Annotated in this window: 17 protein-coding genes; 12 read left to right on the top strand and 5 right to left on the bottom strand. The window is 67.5% G+C overall.

What is annotated here, in order from left to right:
- Positions 1–51: 51 nt before the first annotated feature.
- From BN13_RS16950 to BN13_RS16940, 3 genes are all read right to left on the bottom strand, one after another.
- Positions 52–471 carry a hypothetical protein gene (locus BN13_RS16950; RefSeq protein ID WP_048548356.1) on the bottom strand — a complete coding sequence of 140 codons (420 nt, stop codon included), beginning with the start codon at positions 469–471 and terminating at the stop codon, positions 52–54.
- Complete coding sequence (locus BN13_RS16945) at positions 464–826, bottom strand: hypothetical protein (protein WP_048548354.1); 363 nt, start codon at positions 824–826, stop codon at positions 464–466. The genes BN13_RS16950 and BN13_RS16945 overlap by 8 nt, the downstream gene beginning before the upstream one ends.
- Positions 827–892: 66 nt before the next feature.
- Positions 893–2,437 (bottom strand): PKD domain-containing protein, encoded by a 1,545-nt coding sequence (locus BN13_RS16940; RefSeq protein WP_048548352.1) that lies wholly within the window; start codon positions 2,435–2,437, stop codon positions 893–895.
- Between the two features lie 192 nt (positions 2,438–2,629).
- On the opposite strand from BN13_RS16940, the gene BN13_RS16935 reads away from it, so the two are divergent.
- The 7 genes from BN13_RS16935 (at position 2,630) to BN13_RS16905 (ending at position 11,495) form a co-directional block, all read left to right on the top strand.
- Positions 2,630–3,376, top strand: coding sequence for a TnsA-like heteromeric transposase endonuclease subunit (locus BN13_RS16935; RefSeq protein WP_084733808.1), 747 nt, complete (start codon positions 2,630–2,632; stop codon positions 3,374–3,376).
- A complete protein-coding gene (locus BN13_RS16930) occupies positions 3,373–5,661 on the top strand; it encodes a DDE-type integrase/transposase/recombinase (RefSeq protein ID WP_048548102.1) in 2,289 nt (762 codons plus the stop codon). Before BN13_RS16935 ends, BN13_RS16930 begins: the two co-directional genes overlap by 4 nt.
- Positions 5,662–5,741: 80 nt before the next feature.
- Positions 5,742–6,764, top strand: a complete 1,023-nt coding sequence (locus BN13_RS16925; protein ID WP_048548101.1) for a TniB family NTP-binding protein — start codon at positions 5,742–5,744, stop codon at positions 6,762–6,764.
- Entirely contained in the window at positions 6,761–8,206 is a 1,446-nt protein-coding gene (locus BN13_RS16920) for a TniQ family protein (protein WP_048548100.1), read from the top strand. Before BN13_RS16925 ends, BN13_RS16920 begins: the two co-directional genes overlap by 4 nt.
- Positions 8,196–9,845 carry a TniQ family protein gene (locus tag BN13_RS16915; RefSeq protein ID WP_048548099.1) on the top strand — a complete coding sequence of 550 codons (1,650 nt, stop codon included), beginning with the start codon at positions 8,196–8,198 and terminating at the stop codon, positions 9,843–9,845. Before BN13_RS16920 ends, BN13_RS16915 begins: the two co-directional genes overlap by 11 nt.
- Positions 9,842–10,657, top strand: coding sequence for an abortive infection family protein (locus tag BN13_RS16910; RefSeq protein WP_048548098.1), 816 nt, complete (start codon positions 9,842–9,844; stop codon positions 10,655–10,657). Before BN13_RS16915 ends, BN13_RS16910 begins: the two co-directional genes overlap by 4 nt.
- Position 10,658: 1 nt before the next feature.
- Positions 10,659–11,495, top strand: a complete 837-nt coding sequence (locus tag BN13_RS16905; RefSeq protein WP_084733807.1) for a hypothetical protein — start codon at positions 10,659–10,661, stop codon at positions 11,493–11,495.
- Here the strand turns inward: BN13_RS16905 and BN13_RS16900 are convergent.
- Complete coding sequence (locus BN13_RS16900; RefSeq protein WP_201329103.1) at positions 11,483–12,130, bottom strand: DUF488 family protein, N3 subclade; 648 nt, start codon at positions 12,128–12,130, stop codon at positions 11,483–11,485. The two genes, BN13_RS16905 and BN13_RS16900, sit on opposite strands and share 13 nt — an antisense overlap.
- 64 nt (positions 12,131–12,194) lie before the next feature.
- Entirely contained in the window at positions 12,195–12,323 is a 129-nt protein-coding gene (locus tag BN13_RS20695) for a hypothetical protein (RefSeq protein ID WP_268806971.1), read from the bottom strand.
- A gap of 74 nt (positions 12,324–12,397) precedes the next feature.
- Between BN13_RS20695 and BN13_RS16895 the strand changes: the two genes are divergently transcribed.
- From BN13_RS16895 to BN13_RS16875, 5 genes are all read left to right on the top strand, one after another.
- Positions 12,398–12,607 (top strand): hypothetical protein, encoded by a 210-nt coding sequence (locus BN13_RS16895; RefSeq protein WP_048548097.1) that lies wholly within the window; start codon positions 12,398–12,400, stop codon positions 12,605–12,607.
- Positions 12,604–12,858 carry a hypothetical protein gene (locus BN13_RS16890; protein WP_048548096.1) on the top strand — a complete coding sequence of 85 codons (255 nt, stop codon included), beginning with the start codon at positions 12,604–12,606 and terminating at the stop codon, positions 12,856–12,858. The genes BN13_RS16895 and BN13_RS16890 overlap by 4 nt, the downstream gene beginning before the upstream one ends.
- A 118-nt stretch (positions 12,859–12,976) precedes the next feature.
- The gene (locus tag BN13_RS16885; protein ID WP_048548095.1) at positions 12,977–13,285 is read left to right on the top strand and encodes a hypothetical protein; all 309 of its coding nucleotides are present in this window, start codon (positions 12,977–12,979) and stop codon (positions 13,283–13,285) included.
- Positions 13,282–13,833, top strand: coding sequence for a hypothetical protein (locus BN13_RS16880; protein ID WP_048548094.1), 552 nt, complete (start codon positions 13,282–13,284; stop codon positions 13,831–13,833). Before BN13_RS16885 ends, BN13_RS16880 begins: the two co-directional genes overlap by 4 nt.
- Positions 13,830–14,134 (top strand): TniQ family protein (locus BN13_RS16875; RefSeq protein WP_201329102.1); only part of this gene is annotated, 305 nt, incomplete at its 3' end. The genes BN13_RS16880 and BN13_RS16875, both read left to right, overlap by 4 nt.

The following is a 14,134-nucleotide window of genomic DNA, read 5'->3' as shown; positions in this document are numbered from 1 at the left end:
TTACGCACTTGAGCACGCCTTACAAGGCGTGCTCAAGTGCGTAAGGCGTGCTCAAGTTCGAGGTGGGGTGGTAGTGCGCCGCAACCACCACAACCCGATCACCGGGAGCACGAGCGGGACGTAGCCGTAGCCAGAGCCGAAATGGCTCCACACTGTCTTGTCCGGGAAGTGCTCAGCCGCGGCATACGACGCCAACCCAACCGCTAGGACCCCCACCAGTTCGACCGTGCACGCGGCCGTCGCCAGCGTGCGGCGGCCGGTCGCGAGCGCGAACGCCGCCACCAGATAGATCGCCGCGGCAACGGCGGACAACACGTAGGCAAGCGGCGCCCGACTGAAGTACTCCGTGATCTGCAGCACCGAGCGCCCCGTCGCGGCGAGGGCGAGCACGGCATACAAGGCGACGATGACGGTGCCAGGTCCACGACCAGTCGAGTTCGACGGCGTTGCCGAGGCGGGCGTGTCAGGCATACAAGCTCCAAATCTGGGCGATGCGCGCGGCCATCACGGCGACGGTGAATCCGGCCACGACGCCGACGATCATCGACCACCGCGATTTCTCCCGTATGGCGAGCAAGGTCGCGAAAGGCGGTACCGCCGGCAGGCTCAACGCGTACGCGAGGAAAGTCGCCCCCTCGGCGGCCGGATCGATCTGTCGGAAGCGCGCCACGGCGAGGACGGCAAGGACGACCAGGCCGATTTCCAGCACGGCAGCGACCAACAGGACCCCGTCGTTGATGAGGCGGTCCCGCCACCCGAGCCACGCGCACAGGCCGCACCAGAGCACGGCGAGGGCGGTCACGGCATACGCCAGGACAGGTATCACGGGGACAGGCTAGGTGAGCGGGACTCTCCCAACCCGCAGGGGTCCGTCCCCCGCGGCCGTGCCCCCCTACCCCGCGACCACCTTGTACTCCGCGACATAGGTGTTGGTCCCCGGCTTGGCCTTGAACTTGCGATCCGGGATGGCATCGGGATTGTCCGTCCAGCGCACGAAGGCGTAGGTCTCACCCGCGAGCGTGGTCCTGGGCGGGACGATGAGTTCGGCGAGCCCGTGCTCGAGGAACTTGCCGGTCACGGGTGAGGCACCGGAGGCACCGCCAACGCTGACCGGAATGCCGGCCGGGAGCGTCTCGACGATGATGGTGCTGACCCGAGGCAGTGCGTCGATCCGCACGGTCTTCGTGCCACCGACGGAGTCGTGAACCGTCACCCAGGCCCGCACGTAGGCGTAGTACTCGTGGTCGGGGACCTTCAACGAGACCGACGAGCCGGACGCCACCCGCAGCGGGTGGGTGTGACAGGCGTCTTCGTCCCCCTCCGCGGCGCAGTGCCGCATCACCAGCGTCCATTCGTATGCCGATTCCGGCAAGACTCCGTCCTCCGCGTCTCGGCCCACCGCGGTGAAGGTGATGACATCCCCGACTGCCCACCCCGTGGCCGTGCTGGAGACCATGGCGGTGACCGTCGGGTCGGTGTTGTCGGCATGAATCACGCGGCTGGCGACGGCGACTTGCCCGGCGGCGTCGGTGACACAGACCTTCGTGGTGACCGTGGCGCTGTGCCGATAAGTCCAACTCGTCCGGACCCCCGTCGCGTCGTCACACACGTCGTCACCGTCGAGATCCCAGGCGAACGTCAGTGGCTTGCCCTCGGGATCGGTGGAGGCCGAGGCGTCGAACCTCACGGTCATGGGGAGGGTGTCCGAGGTGGCTGGTGTCGCGGTGAACTTCGCTAACGGGGGCCGGTTGCCGCCCGCTCCGGAGAGGCGCAGGATCTTGCCGCCGACGATGTCGACGACATAGAGCGCATCGCCGGGTCCGCGCCGGATCGCCACCGGGCCGATCTTGTCGACGACGGCAACGGTCTTGGTCGGATCGGGTTGGGTCCCGCCGCCCGTCGGCATGATCATCAGGCAGCGCCGGGCGAAGTCGCCGAAGAGATAGCCACCGCGGAACTTCGCCGGCCACGAGGTGCCGGTCAGGAACTGCCCGCCCACGGACGCGCCGCCGCCGCTGGTGTTGCAGCCGGTCGGATAGGCGCCCTTGTGGTTGAGCTGCGCCAGCGGTGCGACGAGCGGGCTCGCCACGCCGCCCAGGTTCTGCGCAGGCTTGGCAAACAGCTGCTCGCACAGGCCGACATTGGCTGCGTCATAACGCATCGACCGATCCTTGCCCTCGTAGCACGGCCAGCCGAAGTTGGGGACAGCCTTCTGGGTGGGTCCGGTCGCGAACCAGTTCGTTTCCTCCCACGCGCCCCAACCGACATCCCCGAGCCAGAGCTGGTTGGTGCCCGGGCGGAAGGCAAACCGGAACGGGTTGCGCAGTCCATAAGCGACGATCCGGTCATCCCCGGCAATCCCGTTGTTGAGCAACGGGTTTCCCGCCGCCGCGAGCCCCGTGTCGGGGTTGATGTCGAGATGGGTCCTACTTTTCATAAACCGCCACCTATGTTTCATAGGGGGGTTCACGGCGTGTCTTCTTGTCAGATCGTGATTTCTGCGCTACCCGGCGCGAGAGGGGAAGGTCTACGCTCAACGCACTAGACAAACGTCGAGGGCGCCCCGTTCCAGCGGAGCGCCCTCGTAAGACAAGTACCTGATCCGGGTGAGGAGACAGGAGGTGTCGTCATGCCCAGTGTAGGGCTACGGCCCGTCGGTTCCCAAGTGGGTGAAGCGACGTGGTCGTTTCGGTGTGCTGGGGGTTCGCGATCCGAGTGGTCATGGGTCGCGGGGCCGCCCGATCCACGCAGCTTGCAGCCGGTGCGGGAGACGAGGTCTGGCCGGCTGTCGAGAAACATCCCGGTGCAGGCGATGTCGACGACGACGGGTGGGTGGCTGTTTCTCGAGTCTGGTCTCGAGCACGAGCTCGCAACGTGGCTGGACCGTCAGCGTGATGTGACGTGGCTGGTCGGTCAACCCGTGTTGTTGCGCTGGGGGGACGGAACGAAGCACTTCCCCGACGTGTTGAGCGCGCACCGGGATGGCTCGGTGACGATCTGGGACGTCCGAGCTCCGGAAGAACGCGATGACACGTTCATGGTGATGTCGACGCGTACTCGGGCAGCCTGCGCGAAGGTCGGCTGGCGTTACGAGCTGTTCGGTGGTCTCGACCCGGTGGCGTCGTTGAACCTGCGCTGGATTGCGTCGGCGCGCAGAGCGCCGGAGTGGCTCACGCCTGCCAAGGCGATTCTGCAGGGTGTCCTGGCCGATGGTGGCGGCTGTGTTGGCGATGTCATCGAGGCCGATGACGATCGAGGGTTCCTGACGTCAGCCATGTGGCACCTGGTCTGGTCGGGTGAGATCGAGATGGACCTCAACGCCCCGTGGGATCAGCGCTCGCGCCTGGCGTGGGCAACCGATGAGGTGCGGACATGAACGCCCGAGTGACGCTCTACGAGGGCGCCACCATCCTCTTCCCGGAGGGACCTCGAATCGTGGTCGCGGTCGGCCCGTTTGGGTACACGGTCCGCGATGTCACCGGCGGTGTCCACGAGGTGTCGTGGACCGACGTCCAGCCGGCACGCGCCATTGTCGACGGGCGGGTGGACGCGGTGGCTGAGTCGTTGATGGCCGTCTTGTCCGGGCTGAGCGATGACGCTCTCCAAGAGTCGCTGGACAAGCTGGAGGTCGTTCTGACCATGCGCACGGGCTTCGCTCTCGGGCACCCGGCTCTCGCGCGACCTGGGGAGCCATACTCGCTGTTCAACCCGGCCCGAAAGGTCTCGGACAGCAAGAAGTGCGAGGCGATGGCCACGATCCTTGCCCGGGAGGCGCTGCTCGATCGACGTCGTCAACGCAACTTGGAGGCGGGCAAAGCCACACCTCGGGCGAGGGTTGGCGCGGTCTCGCAGCGTCAGCTGATGAACTGGCTGGCCGACTTCGACCGACCGATCAACGGTGGGCTCCTGGCCTTGGTGGACAAGCGTCGCGTTCGCCGGCACTCCGCCTTCGGAGGTCTCGATCCTGAGGTGCGACGCATCGCCGACGACATCGCCGCCCGCATCGATGGAACCCAAGCGGTTCGCTCGATCGACGAACTTCTCCGACGCACGCTGTTGGCGCTCAAAGCCGAGGGTTTGGACTCACTCGACCCTCCGGAGTCGACCCTGCGGACCTACCTGACGCAGGCTGCTCAAGCCGCCGGGCGCACAACTCGCTCCCATACGACGAAGAAGTTGCGAGGTGTCCTGGCCCTGACGGCCTACCCCGCCCTTCGACCGGGCCAAGTCGTCGCGATCGATGTGACCCGCAGCGACACGTTCTGCGTCGACCCGTGGACTGGCAAACCCATCTCGGTCGAGATCATCACCGCACTGGACGTGTGTACGCGTGTCGTCCTGGCTCTACGGGTCGTGCCCCGCAGCGCGAACGCGATCGAGGCCGGCTTGATCCTCTATGACGTGCTGCGCCCGTTCAGCCAGGTCGTCGAACCCGGCCAGGTCCACGACTGGCGTTGGGCCGGTGTGCCAGAGACCATCGGCTCGATCGAGGACGCCGTCGCCGAGGCCGAGCGCCTCTCCGCCCGGCCCCTCCTGGGCGAGCATCCGATCCCCGGCCTGCTCCCGGATGCGATCCGCGCCGACAAGGGCAGCATCTTCACGGGCCGCTACTTCCGCGAGGTGTGCACCCTCCTGGGAATCCACCTGCTGCTCTCCCGGGGGAAGAAGCCCACCGACAACGCGTTTGTGGAGCGCTGGCACGAGACCCTGCAGCGCTGCTTGCTGCAGTTGTCCGGCCACAAGGGCCGCAACGTGTCCCAACGGGGCAGCGACGCCGGCAAGATCGTCGTCGACAAGAAGGGCCGCGCCGTCTTCAAGGGCGACGGGCCCGGCCTCACTCCGCGCGAGCTTGAGTTACGGCTGCGGGAGTTCATCTGCACCGACTACCACCGCACCCGCCACGGCGGTCTCACGGTCGTCGACCGCACCATGGAAGACCGCTCACCGGCGGTGGGGATGACTCCGCTGGAGGTCTTCGACGCGCTCCTGGCCGCTGTGGGCCGGCTGCACGTCCTCCAGCGCCCGGACCTGCTCTATGACCTGCTGCCACAGCTGTGGCTGACGATCCGCCACGACGGCGTCGAGTACAAAGACCTGACGTTCGACTGCGCGGAACTGGACGACTTCCGCTCTGTCCCCAAGGGGTTCTTCCGCGACCAGGACCGTGCCGCGCCCTTCTTCATGGATCCGCGGGACCTCTCGCGGTTGTGGTTCCGTCGACCTGACACCGGCGCCGTGGTCGAGGTCCCTTGGCGGCGAGCATTCCAGCTGCAGGCGCCGATGACCGACCTGGTCCTCAAGGCTGCCACCCAGGCCGTGAAACGTCGAGGCGGCACGAACACCACCATCAACAAGGACAGCGTTCAGCGGGAAATCCTTGAGGCCGTCAACGACATCGCCTCAATCGACCGCCTCCGGGCCAACCCGGACATGGTCGACTGGAAACCCAACAAGGTCGCGGCGGCCCACCTGCGCGAATCACGATCCCAGTTCGACCACGCCGAAGCCGCCGAAGCTGGCGCCCGCGGCACCCGACGGACCAGCCGCGGTGCCTCTTCAAAGGGAACCCGCGCCGGTGCGAGCAGGTCGAGCAGTCCGCCAGCATTTGACCCGACACAGACGGCGTGGCCGACGCTGGAGTCGCAGGAGGGGGAGCCGTGAAGGCGTCACGCCTGCACGCGCAGGCCTACGCACCTCCTTTGACACCGCCGCCGACGTTGACTCGGGCTGAGGCCGGGGCAATGTCGGAGGCCAAGCGTCGTGAGTATGCCCGTGAGGTACGCCGCTACCTCAACGGCCACTACTTCGACTCCGAGCGGGATCGTCGGATCCGGCAGGTCCTGAACGACCTGATCGAAGACAACGCCCAGATGCTGACCGGGACCCGGGAGGTCGCACTCCTGACCGGCTTCAACGTCCTGGGCAAGTCCACGGTCCTGTACCAGCTGTCGTATGCCGTGCACCGCCACCACGTCGGGCCGGACGGTGACCCCGAACGTATGGCGCGGCGAACCACGACCCGCCGGTTCGGGGGCCGTGACCAGGAAATCCACCCCACCCACGCGCCGGTGCTGTTCTTGTCCCTGGAAGCCGCGACCACCGTCACCCGGTTCAACGAGCTCGTCGTCGAGGCCTTCGACATGGACAAGAGCACCGCGAAGAAGGCCTTCACTCTCGACCTGGTGCTCGAGCATGGGGTACGGCTGCTGGTCATCGACGACCTCCACCAGCTGATCCTGACCGAACGCCTCGGCCGGTACGCCCTGGACCACCTCAAAGCGATCGTGACCGCCCTGGGTGAGTACGGCATCACTGTCATCTTCTCCGGCGCGAATCTGCACGCCCACGACGTGATGAGCGACCCCCAGATCACCGGCCGCGCCTACGCGATCACCGTCGCCCCCTACGGCTCCGACACCCGCGACCAGGTCCTGGCGTGGCAACGCTTCCTCAAAGAGTCCGGCGACGTTATCGCCCCGTTCCTTCCCGCCGCAGAACCGGGCATGCTGCACAACGACCTGCCCGGGTTGATCCTGGAACGCACCCACGGACGGATGCAGGCCATCGTCAACCTCCTGCGCCAGGCCACCGTGGCGGCGATCGTGGACGGCACCTGGGCGGTCACCGAGGAACATGTGCTGGCCGTTCCCGCGTCCAAACTGACCATCGACGAACTCGCCAAGAAGGCCGACAAAGCAGCCGCGAAGCCAACCCAGCTCCATCCCACGGTCAGCGTCACCCAGCACGGGCAGGTCACCGGATGAGCGACGCCAGCCAGCTCCCCGTCGCTGTCGACATCCAGCCTGGTGAAGACATCGCCGCCTACCTGCAACGGGTCGCCGACGCCAACTACCTCGACTTTCCCGTCCTGACCGGCCACCGACGCACCGCCCGAGTCTGGGAAGACCCAGACCACCCATTGCTAGCCCGGCTCTCGTCGATCACCGGGGTCGCCGAGGAACGCCTACGGGCTGCCACGCTGAGGGGCACCTATCCGGGGATGGCGCTCGGACGCGCCCGGACCGGGCGCCGGTATGCCGGCCAACCCGCCACATGCCCCCGCGGCTGCTTTGACACGGTCGCCGCAAGGCTCAACCTGATCGTCCTCTGCCCCAACTGCGAGGACCTCCTAGTCGATCGGCTCGATCCGGGCCCACTACCGGCTCCGGTGAGTTTGCGGGAGGTTCATCACGACGTGATGACGACACTCGGTGCGACGACGTCCAGCCGGTCTGCTCGAGATCGGCTCCGGCGCCTGGAGTCGCTCATGGCCAAGGTCGAACTCGCCCTCTGGCGGAACTGGCCCCCGCTGTTCGACGGGGAGACCCAACAATGGAGAACTCGTGCGGTGCGCTGGGTGGACCGCAACGTCATCACCGGCCGGTACACGATCGCCCGCCCTCCGTCGATCACCGCCACCCTGCTCACCCTGACCTGGGATGCGGCGGCTGATCGAGCCACCGCCGAAGCGATGCTCGATGACATCGCGATCATGGCCGACCCCTGGGATCCCGACCCCCAGGAGATGCCGGACTGGCGCAACCCACTCGACGCTCGCGACGGCCTACTCGATCTCCTGGAGAACCTCGACATTCAGGCACGCCACGTCCCGACCATCCTGCGCCTGCACGATGACCCGATCATCCTTCCTGAACACCACCGCACCCACCGAACCGCCGAAGCCCTCGCCCTGACCGCCCTAGCCAGCCAAGCCCACGGCACCCCCATGACGATCGCCGGAGCCACCTCCCTCCACGCAGCCGACTCATCCCCCCGCGCCCAACGCGTCGCAGCACGCCTGCTCGATGACACAGATGCGCTCTGCCGACTCGCCGTGCATGCTGAGCGACTGCACTCCGCAGGCCTGCTTGACCGCGCTCAAGCCCGTGCAGAACTGCGCGGCATCCAACGTCTCCCGTCCAGCGCCCTCCGAGATATCCCGCGAGCCGGCGGCGCACACCTCGATCGAGAGGCCGCGGCTGCCTGGGTGTGGCTCGACGCCACCGCAGGCCGGCCCGCCGGCGGGCCCCACCCAAACCGGTCAAACGCCAGCATCGTGACCTTCGACAGCGCCCTCGACCCCGAAACGAAACTCCACCTACGCACCTGGTGGCGAAACCGGCTCACCAGCAGCAGCGACCTAGTCACGGCCGAGGAATCCGCCTCGCCAGCCCGCAACACCGAGGTGACTCGAGATGCTGGCTGACAACGCCGAATCCGACCTGCCGACCCTCGTCAACCTCGCTCCCGGCGAGGCCCTCGATGCCTATCTCGAACGCGTTGCTGACGCCAACTACCTCACCACGGCCCGACTGATCGAGATGGTGCGGGCCGGGCACGGCTCCACCACCGCCTACCTCATGCTCGCCCCCACACCGGCCACCCTGAAGCGGATCGCTCACCTCACCGGAGCCGCCGCCGCCGCCCTGCAGAACGCGACCTTGGCGGCCTACGACGGAACGAGCCTCGACCTGCACGGGCTCGACCCGGCCCACCAGTCCAGCTTCCGCACCATCGCCGCCCGAGGCTGGATCCCCGGCCACGGCACCCAGATCTGTCCGCAATGCCTCGCCGACGACGGCATCTGGCGCATCACCTGGCGCCTGCCCACCACGACCGTATGCCGCACCCACGGCACCTACCTGCTCGCCACGTGCCCCGGCTGCCAGCGCCCCTTCCGCGACCAGCGACACTCACCCTTGCGCATCGTTGGTTCCCAGACGTTGTGCGGCAACCCTCTCGGCCAAGGCCCACGCAAGCAATGCCGCGTCGACCTCACCACGCTCGCCGCCGAGCCGGCCGACGATGCCTGCCTCCAACGCCAAGCCCGGCAAGACACCGCCGACGCCGCCGGGGCAGTCGCCACCTTCGCTGGCCAACTCGCCGCGCCCGAGTTCACCACCACCCTCCGATCCCTGACCGCACTCCTTCTGCACCTCGCCGCAGCGTCCCGAACGCCCGTCAACCTCCCCTCCTGGGCACGCGACGTCGCCGATGCCGGCACACCTCGGGTTCGGCGCTGGAGCATCCGCCCACCCCAAGACTCCGTCCTCCGCTCACGCCCGCTCACGGCAGCCGACCACATCCTCGCCTCGGAGGACCTCGACACCGCGGCAACCCGGTTCGGGTCCTGGCTCGAGCACCTCCACGACGTCCCCGAAGGCCGGCTTGGATGGCTGGCCGACCACACCCGCATGACACCGACCCTGACGCGGCTCGTGATGGCCGCCCACGCACCGCGCCGTCGCCTGTCCCATCTCCTCGACCAGCAACCACCGCTCACCGCCTCGACCCGACAGATCCCGCAAGTCCTTCCCCAGCACCTCGTCCGGGACCACCTCGGCGGGCTCTTCGACTCCCGCCCCGCGACTATCGGCCTGTTCGCATCCCTCTGCCTGGCCAAAACCCACCCGCACGTCCACTCGTGGGCCGACGCCGCGCGAGAACTCCGGCTGCCACCCGAACTCGGCGAACGCACCGCCCGCGCCTGCTCAGCGTCGATGACCGCGTCGCCCGCCGACGTCGCAGCCGCCCTCGCCCGGGCTGCTCGCCGGCTCGAGATTGACTACCGGGCGATGGAGGACCGCGTCCAACACCTCGCACGAACCAAACGCTGGTTCCGTCGATGGTCTCGTCACAACTGCCGAGGTACCCGCCCCGGGAGCCGCGCTTACGCCCTGCGCTGGCTGTGGCTGGAGGTCGCGCACGGTCACCCCGCGACGGTCGCGGTCGCGGCCAACCCTCGGTCCTATCGGAAGTTCGCCCGGCTCCTCACCGAGGAGCAGGCCACAACCTTGGCCGGCGCGATCGCGACATCGCCGCACACTACACAGGAGTCCAGATGAGCCCACGAGCCACGATCCCGCTCAACAGCGACATCAGCGCGGCCCTCGCCATGTTCTTCCACGGAGGTGCTGGCCCCAGCCACACTACAATCACGACCGTCTTGACGGGTTCCGGCTACGGGGACGACTACGTCTACACGCCCAGTATTCAGGGCAAGAACAAGGAGCAGAGAGTCCTCCAGGCCCTGCGGATCGCGCAGCGAGAGCCAGCACGTGCCCGACACCTCGTTGATGAGCTGCCATCTGCCCTCCGTGTAGCGGGCCTTATCGGCAGCGACGCTGCCGGGGAAGATGTTGACCGTCTCAACCGGGCCCTGCGCTCCGCCGGTTGGTACCTCACCGACGACGGACATCTTCAACCATTCGGCAATGTTGACCTGGACACCGGCGGTCGCCCCGCCCTGGACGAGCAGCTCGAGCGTCTGCGCCGCTCCACTGCCGATCCCGCCCTTCTCATTGGAACCGCCAAGGAGCTCCTCGAGTCCGTATCCAAGTTCGTCCTCGAAGAGCTCGGCATGCCGGTGGGCAACAAGATGTCCTACGACCAGTTATGGCACCTCGCTAGGGAGCGGCTCGGGGTGCTGCCCCAGCAGGTCGACCCCAACCTGCCGGGCGTCGATGCCATTCGCGCGATCCATCAGTCAACCTGGAACATCGCCGACCAGGTCAACAAGCTCCGGAACCTCCAGGGAACCGGCCACGGCCGGACCCTGCCCACTGGTGTGTCCGAGGATCTGGCAATGCTCGTCGTGCGTGAAGCCGCCACCGTCGCGGACTACATGCTCGCCAGACTCGATCGGGAGAAGGGCTGACGTGCCTAGCCAAGGTGCCCTGTTCGGCGGGCCAGATCGGGATGTTCCAAAGCCCTCCCGCCCGGACGAACTGGAGGTCCTCATCACCGTCAAAGCTGCGCCCAACCCTTCAGCGAAAGCGGGCGAGACGGTATGCGTGGCCGGACTGGGGCTGTCCCGCGGCCGCACAGAAGCGCGGTGGATCCGCCTGTACCCCATCAACTTCCGATTCCTTGAGCAGGACCAGAAGTTCAAGAAGTACGACATCATCCGAGTCAGGGCCGTGCCCGCCACCGGCGACTCCCGCGTCGAGTCATGGCAACCGGACATGTCCACCATGGTGGTTATCGACCACCTCGATCCCTGGAAGCGTCGTCGAGCACTTCTCGACCCAACGGCTTCGGACACCATGTGCGAACTGAACCGGCAGAACCAGCGGGCAGCGGTGGCGCCATCGCTAGGGCTCGTCCCTGTACGGGAAGTGCTCGATCTGCGGATCACCGACCACGCCGGCTGGACACCAGAAGAACAGGCCAAGATCGACGCCTACGTCAACCAGATGGACTTGTTCGACGACTCCGACAAGAGCCCACTGCAGGCCCCGCGACTTGAGGGTCACTACCGATGGAAGTGCTACGACGCTCAATGCAAGGGCCACGATCAGAGCATCATCGACTGGGAGTTCGTCGCGCTCCAACGCCGCCTCGGCGACAGCCCCGCGGCCGCCGTACGTGCCGCGCTCAAGGAGAAGTTCTTCGACATGATGTTCAAGCCGCCCCGGGCACCTGCCTTCTTTGTGGGCAACCAAGCCAAACGCCGCCACGTGTTCCATGTGCTCGGTGTGTACTACCCCAACTGAGCGAGCTCCTCGAGCACGACTGAGCGATGGCACCGCTCCTCGTCCCGCTCGAAGCAGAGCAGGGCGACATGATGCTCCTGCCTCCAAGAGGCGAGCTCACCAAGCGCGCGTCGCGCCTCGGGGGTCCGAAGGCCAGCCCGATAGCGTGCCCGCCCGACCTCCAACTCTGCGCCGGCAAACAGTGGCCGGTTCTCCTTGGCATTGCCCAAAGACCGCAGATGTTCGTATCGCACCCCGATGTCTCCGAGAGCCGCGCCCAGGCGCGTCTTGCTGAACCCCTGCTTCCGGCTCAACGGTGTGAGGCGGACGTCGGCGACCAGGTCAATGCCGGCCGCTTGGATCGCGTCGACGAACGTTGCGATCTCGCAGCCTTCATACCCGACGGAAGACACCCGATTCGGCCGAGCCGGCAGCAGCGCGTCCACGGTCGTCTCCAGGGCGTCCGCGATGGCGGCGATCCGAAACACTCCAGGCTGTTCGACGTGCCCCTGCTCGAGCTTTCGCAGTGTCTCTAGTCCCACCCCCGAGGCCGCTGCGAGTTGCCTCTGTGTGATGCCGAACTCCCGACGGGCTTGGGCGATCGCGGACCCAAGCACCTGACTCCGGGACGGATGAATGGAAGACTGGGGGATCACGAGAGTAGTAAAGCATTACGACCTCGACAGAGTCCGCCTCGGGGCTGAGAGGAGCGCTCGTGCCTCACCCCGCGTCGGCCGCGGCATCCACGACCTCGACGCCGCCCGGCTCACTGACGCTGTCACCGGCCTCGTCGACGCCGGGCTGGTGGACTACAAGGAGCGCTGCGACACCCTGCGACCCATCACCCACCCCCCGCGGCTGCCCCCTGGCCAAGGACCGGCTCCCCGCCATCGACGATCACCCCAAGGCGCGAGTTGGCGTGGATGTCGACACGGCTGACTCACGGGCCCGCGTTCACTGGCCCACGCCCCTTCATCGCCGACCGACACGTGCGCGCCTTCGACACCGCCATCGACCCCGAGACCCGCCTGGTCCTCGCCGAGACCGGGCAGCAGTTCCTCGCTGACGCCGACGTCATCACCATCCCCACCACCCAGGCCACCTGGGCCGCCATCACAAGGAGATACGGATGACACCGATCAACCATCCCGCCCTGGAAGACCTGCACCAGCGCACCACGGCGATGCTCACCACGATCGACGACACCCCGCTCGAGCGGGACCACCTCCACTACCCGCACCACTACGAAGAGCTCCGACTCCTGGTCGAGGACTGGCTCACCGCCACCACGGCCACACCCCGGCGTTCCCGGAGCAGACCTGGGTCATCACCCGCCACGGGGCCGTGGTGGGTGTCTGCACGACCGCCACCGCCGCTGCCCTGACCGCTGGGATCCCTGATCTCGCGTTCACGCCGATCAGTCTCGACTCGACCGCGATCGAGGACCTGCGCGCAAGCTGGTCCACCCCACCGTCTCCACCTTTTGCGGCACGGGAGCGGTGATGCGCGGGATCAGTCGCGAGGTTCTCGCCCGCGACGCCGCCTGGTCCCTGGCCGACGGCTCCTGCAAAGACCTCACGATCGCGTGGGGTCGGTGGGAAGACATGTATGCCGCCGCTCTCACCCCCGCGGCTCGCCTCGCCGCCCTGGCCGAGCCAGCCTCAGTCTGCTCCGCCTGCCCGATCGCCGCAGAGTGCGCCGACCTCGCCGAGCTCTCCGGCTACACCGGCATCGCCGCCGGCGAGGGCTACCGCAACGGCCGGCCCGACGTTGCTCGTGCCCGTGCGCCGCGAGAACGGAGGTCGGCATGAGCGCCTGGCAGCTCTACCCCAACCATGTCTGGCTCGCCGACGGCGACCACGCTCTCGTCTTGCTGGTGATGGGTCTTCCCGAACGTCAGGTCCTGGGCGCCACCGTCGTCCAGGAACCCGCAGACGCGGCCGCGTTGCTGGCCCGCCTCGTGGACGCTCACGGCTGCCCGGCGACGCTGCGTTCGATCTGGGACCCACTCTTCGAGGGCGTCAACGCTGCAGCTCGCGCCGCCGTTCGTCAGGCGGGCTGCGCTGACCCCGTGGGCAAGCTGGAGTCTGACGACTTCGTCTGGGCGCTCGACATCGGCGACGCCGCCACCCAAGCAATCCGGGACAGCAACCCCGCCACCATCGATGACGCTGCCAGCGCTCTCGAGAGGTGGCTCCACGCCCCCGCTCGCACGCCATCGGCCAAATTCACCGGCCAGCGCTCGGGTAGCCTGACCCATGACGCCTACCCTCGCGAGGGACCGGGAAGTGACCCCCAGGATCTCCTGCCGGACGACAGGGCCTGGGGGTCGCGCACACCACCCCCAGACGCGCCATGACCGCAGCCCTTCCGGTGCCCGTTGCGCCGCGCCCTGGGGAGTCGATCGAGTCCTGGCTCGAGCACCTCGCCGACGCCAACGGCCTCACCACCGCCCAGCTCCTCACTGCGACAGGTCGTGGACGCGCTGGTACCCGGTACCTCACCCTCGCGCCGTCACCGGAGACGATCACCCGTCTCGCGGCTCTCGCCCGCGTCGATGAACGGGACGTGTATGCCGCCACCCTCGCCGCCTTCGACGGAACCGCCCTCGACCTCACCGGACTCGACTCGGCCGACCGGCACTCCTACCGGCAGGTCGC

The organism is Nostocoides jenkinsii Ben 74 (genome assembly GCF_001046875.1).
Taxonomy (GTDB): Bacteria; Actinomycetota; Actinomycetes; order Actinomycetales; family Dermatophilaceae; genus Nostocoides_A; species Nostocoides_A jenkinsii.
The sequence above is the reverse complement of the archived record's forward strand: the minus strand, read 5'-3'. Positions and strand labels throughout refer to the sequence as shown.